The sequence below is a fragment of the Pseudoxanthomonas sp. X-1 genome (assembly GCF_020042665.1).
Taxonomy (GTDB): Bacteria; Pseudomonadota; Gammaproteobacteria; order Xanthomonadales; family Xanthomonadaceae; genus Pseudoxanthomonas_A; species Pseudoxanthomonas_A spadix_A.
Window position 1 is genome coordinate 70,629 of the sequence record NZ_CP083376.1, and the last position, 14,215, is coordinate 84,843.

Annotated in this window: 13 protein-coding genes; 7 read left to right on the forward strand and 6 right to left on the reverse strand. The window is 71.3% G+C overall.

Annotated features, from left to right (window positions below; translation table 11 throughout):
* Positions 1 to 10 precede the first annotated feature (10 nt).
* Entirely contained in the window at positions 11 to 871 is an 861-nt protein-coding gene (locus LAJ50_RS00310) for a ribonuclease H-like domain-containing protein (RefSeq protein ID WP_138653884.1), read from the reverse strand.
* A 311-nt stretch (positions 872 to 1,182) separates the two neighbouring features.
* Entirely contained in the window at positions 1,183 to 3,723 is a 2,541-nt protein-coding gene (locus LAJ50_RS00315; RefSeq protein ID WP_224096417.1) for a DEAD/DEAH box helicase, read from the reverse strand.
* A gap of 200 nt (positions 3,724 to 3,923) precedes the next feature.
* On the opposite strand from LAJ50_RS00315, the gene LAJ50_RS00320 reads away from it, so the two are divergent.
* From LAJ50_RS00320 to LAJ50_RS00330, 3 genes are all read left to right on the forward strand, one after another.
* The gene (locus tag LAJ50_RS00320; RefSeq protein ID WP_138653958.1) at positions 3,924 to 4,907 is read left to right on the forward strand and encodes an AI-2E family transporter; all 984 of its coding nucleotides are present in this window, start codon (positions 3,924 to 3,926) and stop codon (positions 4,905 to 4,907) included.
* Positions 4,908 to 5,118: 211 nt separating this feature from the next.
* Positions 5,119 to 5,562 (forward strand): hypothetical protein, encoded by a 444-nt coding sequence (locus LAJ50_RS00325; RefSeq protein WP_138653886.1) that lies wholly within the window; start codon positions 5,119 to 5,121, stop codon positions 5,560 to 5,562.
* Between the two features lie 8 nt (positions 5,563 to 5,570).
* Entirely contained in the window at positions 5,571 to 6,017 is a 447-nt protein-coding gene (locus tag LAJ50_RS00330; RefSeq protein ID WP_138653888.1) for a hypothetical protein, read from the forward strand.
* Between the two features lie 19 nt (positions 6,018 to 6,036).
* Here the strand turns inward: LAJ50_RS00330 and LAJ50_RS00335 are convergent, their stop codons facing one another.
* A complete protein-coding gene (locus LAJ50_RS00335) occupies positions 6,037 to 6,387 on the reverse strand; it encodes an ADP-ribosylation/crystallin J1 (RefSeq protein WP_224096418.1) in 351 nt (116 codons plus the stop codon).
* A gap of 43 nt (positions 6,388 to 6,430) precedes the next feature.
* Complete coding sequence (locus tag LAJ50_RS00340) at positions 6,431 to 7,393, reverse strand: AraC family transcriptional regulator (RefSeq protein ID WP_138653892.1); 963 nt, start codon at positions 7,391 to 7,393, stop codon at positions 6,431 to 6,433.
* 91 nt (positions 7,394 to 7,484) lie between these two features.
* On the opposite strand from LAJ50_RS00340, the gene LAJ50_RS00345 reads away from it, so the two are divergent.
* A complete protein-coding gene (locus LAJ50_RS00345; protein ID WP_138653894.1) occupies positions 7,485 to 8,318 on the forward strand; it encodes an oxidoreductase in 834 nt (277 codons plus the stop codon).
* Between the two features lie 15 nt (positions 8,319 to 8,333).
* Here the strand turns inward: LAJ50_RS00345 and LAJ50_RS00350 are convergent, their stop codons facing one another.
* Positions 8,334 to 9,302 carry an oxidoreductase gene (locus LAJ50_RS00350; RefSeq protein WP_138653896.1) on the reverse strand — a complete coding sequence of 323 codons (969 nt, stop codon included), beginning with the start codon at positions 9,300 to 9,302 and terminating at the stop codon, positions 8,334 to 8,336.
* 82 nt (positions 9,303 to 9,384) lie between these two features.
* Here LAJ50_RS00350 and LAJ50_RS00355 point away from each other — a divergent pair, with 82 nt between their 5' ends.
* From LAJ50_RS00355 to LAJ50_RS00365, 3 genes are all read left to right on the forward strand, one after another.
* Entirely contained in the window at positions 9,385 to 10,338 is a 954-nt protein-coding gene (locus tag LAJ50_RS00355) for an AraC family transcriptional regulator (RefSeq protein ID WP_205961539.1), read from the forward strand.
* 196 nt (positions 10,339 to 10,534) lie between these two features.
* Entirely contained in the window at positions 10,535 to 11,521 is a 987-nt protein-coding gene (locus tag LAJ50_RS00360; protein ID WP_138653898.1) for an alpha/beta hydrolase, read from the forward strand.
* A 43-nt stretch (positions 11,522 to 11,564) separates the two neighbouring features.
* Complete coding sequence (locus LAJ50_RS00365; protein WP_138653900.1) at positions 11,565 to 13,052, forward strand: porin; 1,488 nt, start codon at positions 11,565 to 11,567, stop codon at positions 13,050 to 13,052.
* 10 nt (positions 13,053 to 13,062) lie between these two features.
* Here the strand turns inward: LAJ50_RS00365 and LAJ50_RS00370 are convergent, their stop codons facing one another.
* The gene (locus LAJ50_RS00370) at positions 13,063 to 14,154 is read right to left on the reverse strand and encodes an HDOD domain-containing protein (protein WP_138653902.1); all 1,092 of its coding nucleotides are present in this window, start codon (positions 14,152 to 14,154) and stop codon (positions 13,063 to 13,065) included.
* Positions 14,155 to 14,215: the final 61 nt, after the last annotated feature.

Genomic DNA, 14,215 nt, shown 5'->3' on the forward strand with positions numbered 1-14,215 from the left:
CGTCCTGGCGCTACGGCGCCTCCTCGAACGACAGCACCTCGCGGTCGTCGGCTTCGGCCTGCACCAGGCGCTGGAACAGCTGGGCCAGCGTGACCACGTCCTGGTGGTTGTGCTCGGCGACGCGGCGCAGGTTGCCGGCGCCGCCGCCGCGCAGGAACGACAGCCATGCGGCCGGCGCCTCGGCGCCGGGCAGGTCGTCCTGGCGCACGATGCGCAGCAGCTGGCGCTCGATGGTGGCGAGCCGGCAGTTCTCCCAGGTGCCGCGATAGCGGCGGCGGGTGGGGAACAGCAGGTCGACATGGTCGAGCGCGGACAGCGGCTCGGCCAGGCGTGCCAGGCGATAGCGGGTCTTCAGCAGCGGCGCGTCGTAGCAGCGGCCGTTGTAGCTGGACAGCACCGTGGTCGGCGACAGCCAGCTGGCGAAGGCGCGCAGCATCGGCGCTTCGGCCGCCATGGTGGAGATCATCAGCTGGCGCACGCGCAGGCCTTCGCCGCCGCCGGCGTCCACGTGCCAATCGGCCGCGCCGATCATGAAGGCGCGTGTGCCGGTGCCACCGGCCAGGCCGGTGGTCTCGGTGTCGAAGAACAGCAGGTCGCGCGGATGCACGGCTTCCTCGTGGCGCTTGGCGAAGGCCAGCGACAGGGCCGCGCGGGGGATGGGTTGCGGCAGGAAAGCCTCGATCAGGTGCAGGCCGGGTGAGAGTTCGCGTCCCGGCAGGGCGCGGTCCAGCGAGGCTGCCTTGCGTGCCGGCACGGGCGTCGTGCCGGGTTTGCGTTCGCGGGTGGCGATCAGCCGGCGCAGCGCGTCCAGGCTGCGCGGGGGTGGTTGGGTGTCGTTGGCGGCCGGTGTCGAGGGTGTCCCTAGGTGCATCGGGCGTTTGGACTTTGGATCAAGATCAAGCGCTTGATCCCTCCCCCTCAATCGCTCGCCGCGATCTCGAGCTCCCCTTGCTTCGCAAAGGGAGGGGGCAGAAGCGGGACTGGGGCGATCGGACGTATCGAGGGCGCCCTGTCTTTCGCGCTGCGAAGCGGAGTTCGGCATGGCGGGAAACGATTGGGAAGGTCGGGCATCGCTGTCCTGTGCCGTTCCAACAGCAGCAGGCGCGGCGCTCTCCGCCGCAGGTCGTACCGTCGGGTCGCCGGCCTGTCTGCGCAGCGCCCGCAGGCGCTCCAGGCTCATGCTCACGACCGCGCCTCCCGGGCCGGACGGCCTTCATCCAGCATCTGCAGCGCGGGTTCGATCGGCGCGAACACGGTTTCGCCGTCGAAGGACGCTTCGCGCCGCGCATGCGCTTCCAGGTCCGACAGCAGCGCCAGCACCTTCAGCGCCAGGGTCTTGGGCGAGGCGCCCTGGCCGTCCTCGTGCGCGGCCAGGACGGGGCCAACGCAGGCGGGGCAGCCGGCGCTGCAGTCGCAGCGCTGCACCAGCTCGCCGGCGCGCTGCACCAGTTCGGCCTGGCGCTGCCACAGCGGTTCGCTCAGGCCCACGCCGCCGGGGAAGTTGTCGTACAGGTAGACGGTGGGCACGAAGGCCTGCTCCAGCTCGACCACGCCCTCGGCGCCATCGGCGCCGCGCAGCTGGCCGCGGCCGGTCTGGTCGGCCAGCGCGAACCACGCGCCGTCGCCGTTGCCCACCGCCTTCTGCAGGTCGCGCGCGTCGGCCATCACCGCCACCGTGGCGACCACGTGCAGCGCGTAGGCGGCGCCGAGGAAGCCGTCCAGCGCGTCCTGCTTGGAGGCGAAGGCCTTGCCGAGCGTGGCCTGCGGCAGCTGCCACCACAGCGCGGTGGTGTGCAGCTCCTGGTCGGGCAGGTTGACCGGGCCGTAGCCGATGTTCTCGTGGGTGTAGTAGCGGATCTTCTTGTAGCCGCTCACGCGCCGCACCACGTGCACCTCGCCGTGGTGCGCGTCGCCGCGCCCGGCCGGGCCGCCGTCGAAGCGCTCCAGCACCTTGAGCTTGGTGTAGTCGATGCTGTCGGTGTAGTAGTCCACCTGCGTGCGGGTGACGAAGGCCTTGCGTCCTTCCCAGTCCAGGTGCTCGACCTGGTAGGGCGTGGACTGGACCATGTGGATCGCACCCTCGTACAGGGTCAGCGCGGCGGCCGAGTAGTCGACCTCGGCGATGATGGTCTGCTTGCCGTTGGTCTTGTCGACCACCACGAAGTTGCCGTCGGCCACCGAGCGCAGGCTGACCGCGTTGGCCGGGTAGCTGTCGGCGATCCACTCCCAGCGCTCGCCTTCCTGGTGCACGACCTCGCTCTCGGCCAGGGCCTGCAGGTAGACCAGCGGGTCGATGGGGCCGAAGGCCTCGCCCGCGTTGAACGGCAGCTCGAACGCCGCGCAGCGGATATGGTCGAACAGGATCAGCGGCTGGTCCGGCGCGGTGCGCGCGTGTTCGGGCGGCGCGTCGGCGAAGAACTCCGGATGCCGCACCACGTACTGGTCAAGCGGTTGCGAACTGGCCACCAGCACGCCCAGGCTGGCGCGCTGGCGGCGGCCGGCGCGGCCGAAGCGCTGCCAGGTCGCCGCCACGCTGCCCGGATAGCCGTTGAGCACCACCACGTCCAGGCTGCCGATGTCCACGCCCAGCTCCAGCGCGGAGGTCGAGACGATGCCATCGATGCGGCCGTCGCGCATCGCGCGCTCGGCCTCGCGCCGCTCGGTCGGCAGGTAGCCGCCGCGGTAGGCGCGGATGCGGGGCGCCTTGCGCGGGTCGTGGTCGAAGATGTCCTTCAGGTACTTGGTCAGCACTTCCACCATCAGCCGGCTCTGCGCGAACACCAGCGTCTTCAGCCCCGACTTGATCGCGATGCGCGCGATCCGGTTGGACTGCGAGCGCGCCGAGGCGCGCAGGCCCAGGTCGGCGTTGACCACGGGCGGATTCCACAGCAGCACATGCTTGTCGCCGGTAGGCGCGCCGGACTCGGTGATGGCGTGCACGCGGTCCTCGATCAGGCTTTCGGCATGCGCCTGCGGGTTGCCGATGGTGGCCGAGCACAGGATGAACTGCGGGTTGGCGCCGTAGAAGGCGCAGATGCGCTTCAGCCGCCGCAGCACGTTGGTGACGTGGCTGCCGAACACGCCGCGGTAGGTGTGGATCTCGTCGATCACCACGTAGCGCAGGTTCTCGAAGAACTGCGCCCACTTGGTGTGATGCGGCAGGATCGCCTGGTGCAGCATGTCCGGGTTGGACACCACGATGTCGCCGTGCAGGCGGATGGCCTGGCGTGCATCGCCCGGGGTGTCGCCGTCGAAGGTGAAGGCCTTGACCCCCAGTTCGCCGGCGCGGTTGAGGTCCAGCAGCTCGGCCACCTGGTCCTGCGCCAGCGCCTTGGTCGGGAACAGGTACAGCGCCTTGGCCTTGGCCTGCATCGCCGCGCTCACCACCGGCAGCGTGTAGCACAGCGACTTGCCGCTGGCGGTGGGCGTGACCACGGCGATGTGCTCGCCGCGCTGCGCGGCGGCCCAGGCCTGCGCCTGGTGCGCGTAGAGCCGGTCGATGCCGCGCGCACGCAGGGCGTCGGCCAGCGCGCGCGGCACGTCGTCCGGGATCGGCGCGTAGCGGCCCTCGCGCCCGGGCAGGGTGAAGCGCCCGGTGATGCGGTCGGCATAGCGCTGGGCCAGGCGCGCGCCCAGCACCGCGCCATCGCGCGAGGGCTGCCCCTGGGTAGTCGCCAGGGCGCGTTCGCTGGCTTCGGTGCGGGGGGCGAGGGAGTAGGTCATGCGAGGGCCCGGGCGGTCAGGGCGAGGCAGGGGAGCACGGCGGCGTCTCAGCCGTCGAGACCGGCGCGGGGCCTTCGCTTCGTTTCGACCGGGGTTGCGGCTACTGTCTGCGCACTTGCCCACCTGGATCGTCCTGGATGACCGCCACCCCTGTGCCTTCTTCCCCGCTGCGGCCGTTCGCGGCGCGCGTGCTGGTCGTGCTGGCGATCGCCGCGCTGGCGCTGCTGGCCTGGCAGCTGTCCGAGCTGCTGCTGATCATGTTCGGCGCGGTGGTGGTGGCCGTGCTGCTGCACGGGCTGACCCTGCTGGTGCGGCGCTGGATCCGGGTGCCCGACTGGGCCGCGCTGGGCCTGGTGGTCACCGTGCTGGTGGTGGTGCTGGCCGGGATCTTCACCCTGTTCGGCACCGAGGTGGCCGGGCAGATCGACACCTTCCGCGAGACCCTGCCGGCGGCCTGGAACAAGTTCCACGCCTGGCTGCAGGCCAGCCCGCTGGGGCCGCAGCTGGACCGTCTGCCCGAGCAGCTGCGCCAGGGCGCCTCGACCCTGGCCGCGCACGCCGGCGCCTTCGTCATGTCGGCCGGGCGCGGGGTGACCGACGCGGTGCTGATGGTGGTCGGCGGGCTCTACCTGGCCGCGCAGCCGGACCTCTACCGCCGCGGCGTGCTGCGCCTGCTGCCGCTGGACCAGCGCCCGGTCGCCGACGAAGCCCTGAGCAGCAGCGGCAAGGCGCTGCGCGCCTGGCTGGGCGGCCAGCTGCTGGCCATGGCGGTGATCGGCACGCTGACCGGCCTGGGCCTGTGGGCGCTGGGCGTGCCGGTGGCGCTGGGCATCGGCCTGCTGACCGCGCTGCTGGACTTCATTCCCATCGTCGGCCCGGTGCTGGCGGCGATCCCGGCCATCCTGCTCGGCTTCACCGTCTCGCCGGAGGTGGCGCTGGGCACGCTGGCGCTGTTCGTGGTGCTGCAGCAGCTCGAAGGCCACGTGCTGCAGCCGCTGATCCAGGCGCGCGCGGTGGACCTGCCGCCGGCGCTGCTGCTGTTCTCGCTGTTCGGCATCGGCGCGCTGTTCGGGCCGATGGGCGTGGTCCTGGCCGCGCCGATGACGGTGGTGCTGTACGTGCTGGTCAAGCAGCTCTATGTGCGCCACGCGCTTGGCGATACCGAAGTCGATCCCCAGGCCTGAACCGCCCCTGCGCGCGGCGGGCGTGCTCGCCGGCCGCGCAACGAAAAACCAACCCGCGGCCCCGGGCGATGGCGGTAGAGTCTGGCGCGCCGTGCAACGGCGCCTTTCGCACTGACGGCCGACAAGGAGCAGCACTCTGAGCAGGATCGCCATCGTCCGCAGCCTCTGGCTTGCCTTGCTGGCCTGCGCGCCGCTGGCCGGTGCGCAACAGGTGCCCGACGACCGCTCCGCCGGCGTTCAGGCCACGCAAGACACGCAGGACACGGCCGCGCCCCCGCCCGGCCTGAGCGCCGGCAGCGACGTGCCCACCCTGGGCGAGGTCAAGGCGCTGCCGCCGGAGGAGGGCGAAGTGCTGGACCTCTATCGCTTCCGCAATCCGATCCAGGTCGATCCGAATCCCTTCTCCAAGGCCTATCAGCCGCCGCCGTCGGTCAAGGACATCTCCGAGAACGGCGGCTATGTGGCCTATGGCCTCTCCAAGCTGGTCGGCGCCGCCGCCAAGGGCCTGCAGGCGATCCCCGGCATCAAGGGCCAGGTGCATCCCCCGATCGCGCGCCCGCCGCCGCTGAGCCTGGAGCAGATGGACCGCGCCGCCCGCGCCTGCGGCGATGATGGGCAGGGCTGCCTGGACAACGCCGCTGCCGGTGCCGAGTGAGCGAGCGCATGCGGGCACCCTGGCGTGCCCGGCTGCTCGCCTGCGCCGCGCTCGCCCCGGGCATCGACGCTACCCCGGTCTTCGCACAACAGGCATCGCCCGAGCCCGCGCCGCCGCCTGCCGCCGTCACCACTCTCGATCGCGTCCAGGCCCTGCGTCCGGACGAGGAGGTGCTGGATCTCTATACCTTCAAGAATCCCGTCACCGTCGAGCCCAATACATTCGACAAGGCATACGACCCCGGCATCAGCCCCGAGCAGATGGCGCTCGACCCACGCTACGGCGGCTACGTGATCTACGGCATCAACCAGGGCCTGCGGCACACCTGGAAAGGCATCAAGCGGGTGACCGGCATGCGCCCCTACGAACACCCCGCCATTGCCCGCCCACCGCCGCTGACGGAGGAACAAATGCGCAGGGCGGTGCAGCATGGCGAGTCGCAGGCTCCGGACTAATCGCCGGACGAGGGCGCAACTACTTGCCGCCGAATTCCTCGATCAACTCGATCTTGCCGACGATATGGTCGTTCAGTGCTTCGAGTTCCTCGGCCGGCACCCACCATTCGGTGTGACGGGCACCGCCCACCTTCTGGATCTGGTAGCGATCCATGAAATGCGAATGGACCTGGAACCTGGTCACCGCGCCATAACCGCTGTCCGCGACGTTCCACTTGCTGGCGATTTCCGCGGCGTACTCCGCGTTCGTGACCGGATAGAAGATCGGCTGTTCCGGCAAACGTGGCGGCCAACGGGTGAAGTCGGACTGCCTGAGCAGCTCCAGTTCTTCAGGGCCGACGGGGCGATAGAGGGTAGTCGTGGTGGTCACGGCGGGCGAAGTGCTGTTGGAAGGTGGACGGGTTGTCGCGCTGTCAGTGCGACGAAACATACTCCGCTACTGCCTGCTTGGGCGGCACGGCGAAGCTGTCGCGCATGCGCTGCACCTCGCGCGCGGGGGTCAGGCCGAACAGGCGCTTGAACTCGCGGTTGAACTGCGAGGGGCTCTCGTAGCCGACCGCGTGGCAGGCCGCCGCGGCGGTCATGCCTTCGCGCACCATCAGCAGGCGCGCCTGGTGCAGGCGCGTGGACTTGAGGTATTGCATGGGCGAGGTGCAGGTGACGGCCTTGAAGTGGCTGTGGAAGGACGGCGCGCTCATGCCGGCTTCCTCGGCCAGCTGCGCGACGGTCAGCGGCTGCGCGTAGGCCGCATGCAGGTGGCGCAGTGCCTTGCCGATCCGGCCGAAGCGGCCCTGCATCGCCAGCGCCGCGCGCAGCGTGGGGCCCTGTGGGCCGGTGAGGAGGCGGTAATACAGCTCGCGCAGCTGCTGCGGGCCGAGGATGGCCGCCTCCATCGGCGTGGCCAGGGCCAGCAGCAGGCGCTGCACGGCCTGGTGCAGCGCCGGATCGATCGGGCTGGACAGCAGGCTCTGCGGCGCGGCGGTCCGGGGTGGGCCGCCGTGGCGGTCGATCTCCAGCATCAGCTCGGCGGCGAGCGGGAAGTCCAGGTGCAGGTACAGCGCCAGCAGCGGTGCCTGCGCGGTGGCGTCGGTCTCCATGGTGAAGGGCACCGGCACCGAGACGGCCAGGTACTGGTGCGCGTCGTAGACGTAGATGCGCTGGCCGAAGTAGCCGCGCTTGCGGCCCTGGCAGACGATGACGATGCCGGGGTCGTACAGCACCGGCGTGCGCGTCAGCGGCCGGTCCGAGCGCAGCAGGCGCACGCTCTCCAGCGCGGTCAGCGTGTAGCCCTCGCGCGGTGCCAGCGCCTGCACCAGCGGTGCCAGCGGCAGCAGCCCGGCGGCGGACGCATCGGGTGGCGATGGAACGCGGATCATAGGAATAGGCAAGGATCGGATGTGGATCGGTCTTCGAAAGGCATCAGCCGGCTTCTATTGTGCACCTCTCTCGCACAACCGGAGTTCGCCCATGTCCACGTCAAGACACCTGCTCATCACCGGCGTCAGCAGCGGCTTCGGCCGCTCGCTCGCCCAGGAGGCGCTGGCCGCCGGCCATCGCGTGGTCGGCACCGTGCGCAGCGCCCAGGCGGTTGAAGCGTTCGAGGCCCTGGCGCCGGGCCGCGCCGTCGCCCGCGTGCTGGATGTCACCGACACCGCGGCGATCGTGCCGGTCGTCGAGGGCATCGAGGCCGAGCTCGGCGCGATCGATGTGCTGGTCAACAACGCCGGCTACGGCCACGAAGGCGTGCTGGAGGAATCGCCGCTGGAGGAGATGCGCCGGCAGTTCGAGGTCAACGTCTTCGGCGCCGTGGCGATGATCCAGGCGGTCCTGCCGCACATGCGCGCGCGACGCGCCGGCCACATCCTCAACATCACCTCGATGGGCGGCTTCATCACCATGCCGGGCATCGCCTACTACTGCGGCAGCAAGTTCGCGCTGGAGGGCATCGGCGAGGTGTTGGTGAAAGAGGTGGCCGACCTGGGCATCCGCGTGACCTCGGTGGCGCCGGGCTCGTTCCGCACCGACTGGGCCGGGCGCTCGATGGTGCGCACGCCGCGCAGCATCGGCGATTACGACGCGCTGTTCGATCCCATCCGCCAGCGCCGCCAGGACGTCAGCGGCAAGCAGCTGGGCGACCCGCGCAAGGCCGCGCGCGCCATGCTCGCGGTGATCGACGCGCCGGCGCCGCCCGCGCATCTGTTGCTGGGCAGCGACGCCCTGCGCTTGGTGCGCGAGAAGTTGAAGGCGCTGGAAGCCGAACTGGCGCAGTGGGAAGCGCTGACCGTCTCGACCGACGGCTGAACGCCGCGCGCAGGGTCATTCGATCTCCAGGCCGGTCCACGCCTTCGATACCTGCCACAGGCGTTCGGCCAGCGCCGCGTCCATGGCCCAGGCGGCCACGCCCTTGCGGCCCTGCGCTGCGTTGGACGGCGGCGCGATGTTGCAGTCCTCGCAATAGACGCCACCGTGCCCGTCCAGCAGGGGACTGGTCGCGCACCACAGGCTGGTCGCCGCGCCCTGTGCGAGGCTCTTCATGCCCTTGTCCGGGTCCAGGCGCGGCTGGCCGCGCTCGTCGGTCGCGTCGAAGGCGGCGACTTCCTCGGCGCTGAGATGGCGGCCCAGCTCGGTGAGGATCTGTCCGGGATGCAGCGAGAACGCGCGCACGCCGTGGCCGCTGCCGCGCCGGTCCAGGGCCATGGCGAACAGCGCGTTGGCGGTCTTGCTCTGCCCATAGGCCTGCCACTTGTCGTAGGCGCGTCGCTCGAAATCGATGTCGTCGAACGTCACCCCGGCCAGCTGGTGCGCGCGCGAGGACACGCTGATCACGCGGGCGCCACCGGCGGCGGCCAGCAGTGGCCACAGGCCGCAGACCAGGCGGTAGTGCCCGAGGTGGTTGGTGGCGAACTGCGCCTCGTGTCCCTCGCGGTCGCGCTGCAACGGGCTGGCCATGATGCCGGCGCTGTTGACCAGCAGGTCCACCGGCATGCCCTGCCGGCGCAGCGACGCGCAGAACGCGGCGATGGTGTCGGCGTCCATCAGGTCCAGGGCGCGCACCTGGACACCGTCCACGTCGGCCAGCGCGCGGTGGGCGCGATCAGGATCGCGCGCCGGCACGAGTACCCGCGCACCGGCAGCCGCCAGCGCCCTGGCGGTGACCACGCCGATGCCCGAATAACCGCCGGTGACGATCGCCAGCCGGCCGTCCAGGTCGATGCCGGCCATGACGTCCTCGGCGGTGCTTGCGGCGCCGAACGGGCTGTCGATGGGATGCTGAAGGGTCTGCATGGCGGGGCCTCGCTGCGGGAAGGGCCACCAGTGTCGTCGCGCACGTTAGGATGAAACAGTTTCCAGCGTCCTGATTTCTGTCGTGATCATCCAGCCCGCCCCCGAAGACGCCTTATCCGCCGTGCTCGATCTGGCCGCGCTGGAGGTCGCCTGCTCGGTGCGGCTGCGGGCCGGAGGAGACTGGGCGCTGCGCTTCCGGCCCATCGCGCTCAAGTTCAACGTGGTGCGCAGGGGCGCGTGCTGGCTGACCGTGCAGGACCGGCCGCCGGTGCCGCTGCGGGCGGGCGATGCCTTCGTGGTGGCCGGTGTGCCGTTCGTGCTGTCCAGCGCACCGGACCTGCCGGCGGTCGACGCGGCGCAGGTGTTCGCAGGCGGGACCGTGGCGGCGACCTACGGCCCGGGCGACGCGGTGGAACTGCTGGGCGGCAGCGTCGCACTGGGCGGCGCGGCGGCCAGCGATCTGTTGGCGCTGCTGCCTGCCGTGCTGGTGATCCGCGACCCGGGCCAGGCCGATGCGCCGCTGGCCTGGCTGCTGGAACAGCTCGACCGCGAATGGCGAGGCCAGCTGGTCGGCAGCCAGTCGGTCTGCAACGGGCTGCTGCGGCTGATGTTCGTGCATGCGCTGCGCCGGCATGTGGCCGAGAGCGAACCGCCGGGCTGGCTGGGCGGCCTGCGCGATCCGGCCGTCGCCGCGGCGCTGCGCGCGATCCACGCCGCGCCGGCCACGCCGTGGCGGCTGGAAGCACTGGCGCAGGTGGCCGGGCTGTCGCGTTCGGCTTTCGCCGCGCGCTTCAAGCAGTGTGTGGGCCGTGCGCCGGTGGACTACGCGGCTCGCTGGCGCATGCAGGTGGCCGCCGAACGCCTGCGCAACACCGAACTGCGTGTGGCCAGCATCGCCGCGGAGCTGGGCTTTCTTTCGGATGCCGCGTTCGGCGCGGCGTTCGCCCGGACCCATGGCACCTCGCCGGGTCGCTACCGGCGCGAGCATCGGCTCGGCGCGCAGCGCCCTGCGGCGGTACGTGGGCGTACCTCCTGACAGGCCCGCGGCATCGCGCGCCAGGATCGGGGCGGCTCGCCCGACGCACCGGGTCGCACCGCGTCTAACCCGATGGCACTAGCTCCAATGTGCTATCTGCCGCGCGGCTGCGCGGGTCTATAACTCCGCTCCGGTTCAGCCGTGTCTGTCTTCCAGGTCAGGCGCGGGGGCGCGACAGCCTTGGGAGGGGCGGACGATGCAGCGACTGACAAACGTGATGCGCGGGTGCCTGGCCTGCCTGTTGCTGGCGGTGATGCCGGCGTGGGCGCAGGCCAGCGACCCTTCCACTGAAACCCTGGCGCTCTGGCCCGCAAATAGCCTGCCGCAGGTGGTGAAGGGGCCGGAGAAGATCGGCAAACAGGGCAGCGCCACCGGTTCGGTGAGCCAGGTCTCCAACCCACGCATCGAGCTCTACCGCGCCGCGCATCCCAACGGCACCGCGGCGCTGATCGTCGGCGGTGGCGGCTATTTCCGCATCCAGGTCGGCACCGCAGCGCGGCCGATGGCGCAGTGGCTGGCCTCGATCGGCGTGACCAGCGCGGTGCTGTACTACCGGCTGCCGGCCGATGGCTGGAAGGCCGAGGCGCCCTTCCAGGATGCGCAGCGGGCGATGCGGCTGATGCGCCAGCATGCGGCGCAGTGGGGCTTCGATGCGGACAGGATCGGCATCATCGGCTCCTCGGCCGGTGCCAACCTGAGCGGCATCATCGCCACGCGCTGGGACCACGATTTCTATCCGCGCGTGGACGCGGCCGATGCGCTGTCCGCGCGTCCGGCGTTCCTGGGGATGCTGTATCCGGTGGTGTCGATGAAGCCGCCGCTGGACAAGACCCGCAGCGCGCGCGAACTGTCCACCCAGGCCGACTTCCGCACCGCGTATTCGGTCGAGGACCACGTGCGCCCCGACATGCCACCGGTGTTCCTGGCCCAGGCGGTGGACGACCCCATCGTCGATGTCGGCCACAGCCTGCTGATGTACCAGACCGCGCTGAAGGCCAAGGTGCCGGTGGAACTGCACATCTTCGAGCGCGGCGGCCACAGCTGGGGGCTGGGCAAGCCGGGCACCGAACCGGCGCAGTGGCCGCGGCTGTTCGCCACCTGGGCGCGCATGCACGGCTTCATGCGCGCGGCCGGCAGCGCCGGCGCCGATCCTGCTTCGTCCGGCGGCGCCGACGGCGAATGACACCCGCGGCCTGCGGGCCGCACCTCGACGGGGAATCCTCACCATGAAGCACGTCCGACACGCCGCGCTGGCCGCGGCGATCGCCAGCGCCTTGTCCGCGCTCAGCGCCCCGGCGCTGGCCGACAGCGCCACCGAGGCGCAGCTGCGCAAGATGATCGAGCTGCAGGCGCAGCAGATCGCGCAGCAGCAGCAACAGCTCAGCGCCATGAACGCACGTCTGTCGGCGCTGGAAGGCGGCCAGCCGGGCGCGGCGCCGGCGGGAGCGCCGGCCGATCCCACCCAGGCCCAGGTCGCCGCGGCGGTGGCCGACACGCGCAGCGATGACGAGTTGGCGATCCTCAAGGCCCAGGTCGCGCAGATGGCCGTCGCCGGCGGCGGCGCCAAGAGCGACGGCAACGTCAGCTGGAGCGATGGCGGGCCGGAGTTCAAGAGCGCCGATGGCCGCTTCACCTTCCATCCGCGCGGACGCGTGCTGATGGATTTCACCAGCACCCACGGCTCGCGCTTCGACGCGCGCAACGTCACCGGTACCGACATGTCCAGCGGCCGACTCGGCGCCGAGGGCGAGGCCGGCCCGCTGGGCTACAAGATCGAGGCCGACTTCGCCGGCAACGAAGTGACCATGAAGGACGTCTACCTGTCCTGGGACACCAGGCTGGGCGGGCTGCCGGCCGAGATCTACGTCGGCAGCAAGCTCAAGGACCGCAGCATCGACGGCGCCACCGGCGGCACCACCACGCCCTTCATGGAGCGCAACGCGGTCGGCTCGGTGGGCGGCATGCAGAGCGGCTTCTTCGGCCTGGGCGTGACGACCAAGCTCTACGGCAGCAACTGGCACGCCAGCCTGGCGGTGACCGGCGACGACATCGGCGGCGACAGCAGCGCCAGCGACACCATCGCCTACACCGCGCGCGCGCACTTGAATCCGGTCAAGACCAGCGCCGGCTTCCTGCATGTGGGCGGCTGGTACTGGTACGAGGACCTGGGCAAGGACATCACCAGCATCAACAAGACCTCGCGCGTGGCGCTGGGCTGGAACGGCCAGGTCGCCATCTCCGCCAGTTCGATCGCCGGGGTCACCGACGACCACGCCTGGGGCGCGGAGCTCGGCGGCACCTGGCGCAGCGGCTGGGCCTTCGCCGAGACCACGGTGCGCACCATCAATTCCTCCACCGAGGCCTCGCGCGAGCAGAAGGCCAGCAGCTACTACGCCGGCTGGCTGCTGACCGGCGAGAAGCCGGGCTTCTCCTCGCGTTCGGGCGTGTGGACCACCACCAAGGTGCTGCGTCCGGTGACCGAGGGCGGCTGGGGCGCGTTCGAGGTGCTGGCGCGCTACGACGACTACGACTTCACCGACGCCGCGCGCGGCGGCGAGGGCGAGGCCTTCACCTTCGGCGTCAACTGGTACCTGACCAGCTTCGCGCGGCTGATGCTCAACGTCGTGCACTGGCGCACCGACAACAAGGTCGGCAGCTACCAGGGCCCGGACTCGGGCAATACCGTCGGCGTGCGCGCGCAGGTCTCGTTCTGAGCCGAGGCCTTCAGTCGGTCGGGGTTTCGGCGCGCAGGCGCGTCCACAGGCGCGCGTTGGCCTGGGCATCGGGTTCGAGCGCGGCCAGCTGCGCCAGCGCATCGGCCTCGCTCATCTGGCCCAGGCGCGCCAGCGCGGCCAGCGCCGCGGCCAGGCGCCCGTAGCGCAGCGCGGTGCCCAGCGCCGTGGCCGGGGCCAGGCCATCGCGCTGCGGGCGCTGCTCCATCAGCGCCTCGGCCATCGGCAGCGGCAGGTCCCAGCCGGCGGTGACGGTGCGCGCGGTGTTGATGGTGTGGCGGTCCAGCAGGGCGGCGGCCACCGCCAGGTCCGGCGCGGCGCCGTCGTGGCGTGCGTAGGTCTCCTGCAGCACGCGCAGCACCACGACCGCGCCCAGGCCCTGGAGCAGGCCCAGCAGCTGGGCCGACAGGGCATCGTCGCCGCGACCGTGGCGTGCGGCGTGGTCGGCCGCGGCCGTGGCCGCGTGCAGGGCGTAGTGCCAGATCGCGGCGGGAAGCTGGGCGAACATCCCGCCGTCCAGGCTCAGGACCGGCTGCATCAGGGCGGTGGCGGCGATGCGGCGGATGCCGTCGGTGCCGATCAGCGCCACGCCGCGCTCCAGCGTGTCCACCGGGGCGGCGCCGGCGGCGCGGTACAGCGCGCTGTTGGCGATGCGCAGCAGGTTGGTCGCCAGGGCCGGATCCTGGGCGATGATCGCGGCGATCTCGCGGCCGCCGGCGTCCGGATCGTTGACCGCGCGCATCAGCTGCGGCAGCAGGTTCGGGCGACGCGGCATGTACTGCGGCTGCAGGTCCAGGCAGTCCAGCAGCGAATCGGCCTGGTGCAGCACCTGCGCCTGCAGGCCCTCGATGGGCCGGGTCGCGTCGGCCAGCTCGGGCTGGTGCAGGGTAGCCGCGTACAGCCTGCGCATCAGCGGACGCAGGCGCGGCAGCGCCGCGTCCGGCTTCGCGGGCGCCGCTGCGCTGGCGGCAGGGGCCGTGGCCACCACGGCGATGGCCTTGCCCGTTCGACGACGACGCGCCCAGGCCCACGTGCCGCCGACGAGGAGCAGGACGAAGCCAAGCAGCAACAGCGCAGGTGTCATGGCGCCCGACACGAAAGTGGAACCGCATCACTATCCGTCGGCGGGCCGGCGTGGGCAAGCG

Bases quoted from the DNA above. Each gene is read 5' to 3' on its own strand.
- LAJ50_RS00310 (WP_138653884.1), bottom strand. From the start codon at position 871: ATGCACCTAGGGACACCCTCGACACCGGCCGCCAACGACACCCAACCA.
- LAJ50_RS00315 (WP_224096417.1), bottom strand. From the start codon at position 3,723: ATGACCTACTCCCTCGCCCCCCGCACCGAAGCCAGCGAACGCGCCCTG.
- LAJ50_RS00330 (WP_138653888.1), top strand. From the start codon at position 5,571: ATGCGGGCACCCTGGCGTGCCCGGCTGCTCGCCTGCGCCGCGCTCGCC.
- LAJ50_RS00340 (WP_138653892.1), bottom strand. From the start codon at position 7,393: ATGATCCGCGTTCCATCGCCACCCGATGCGTCCGCCGCCGGGCTGCTG.
- LAJ50_RS00345 (WP_138653894.1), top strand. From the start codon at position 7,485: ATGTCCACGTCAAGACACCTGCTCATCACCGGCGTCAGCAGCGGCTTC.
- LAJ50_RS00350 (WP_138653896.1), bottom strand. From the start codon at position 9,302: ATGCAGACCCTTCAGCATCCCATCGACAGCCCGTTCGGCGCCGCAAGC.
- LAJ50_RS00360 (WP_138653898.1), top strand. From the start codon at position 10,535: ATGCAGCGACTGACAAACGTGATGCGCGGGTGCCTGGCCTGCCTGTTG.
- LAJ50_RS00365 (WP_138653900.1), top strand. From the start codon at position 11,565: ATGAAGCACGTCCGACACGCCGCGCTGGCCGCGGCGATCGCCAGCGCC.
- LAJ50_RS00370 (WP_138653902.1), bottom strand. From the start codon at position 14,154: ATGACACCTGCGCTGTTGCTGCTTGGCTTCGTCCTGCTCCTCGTCGGC.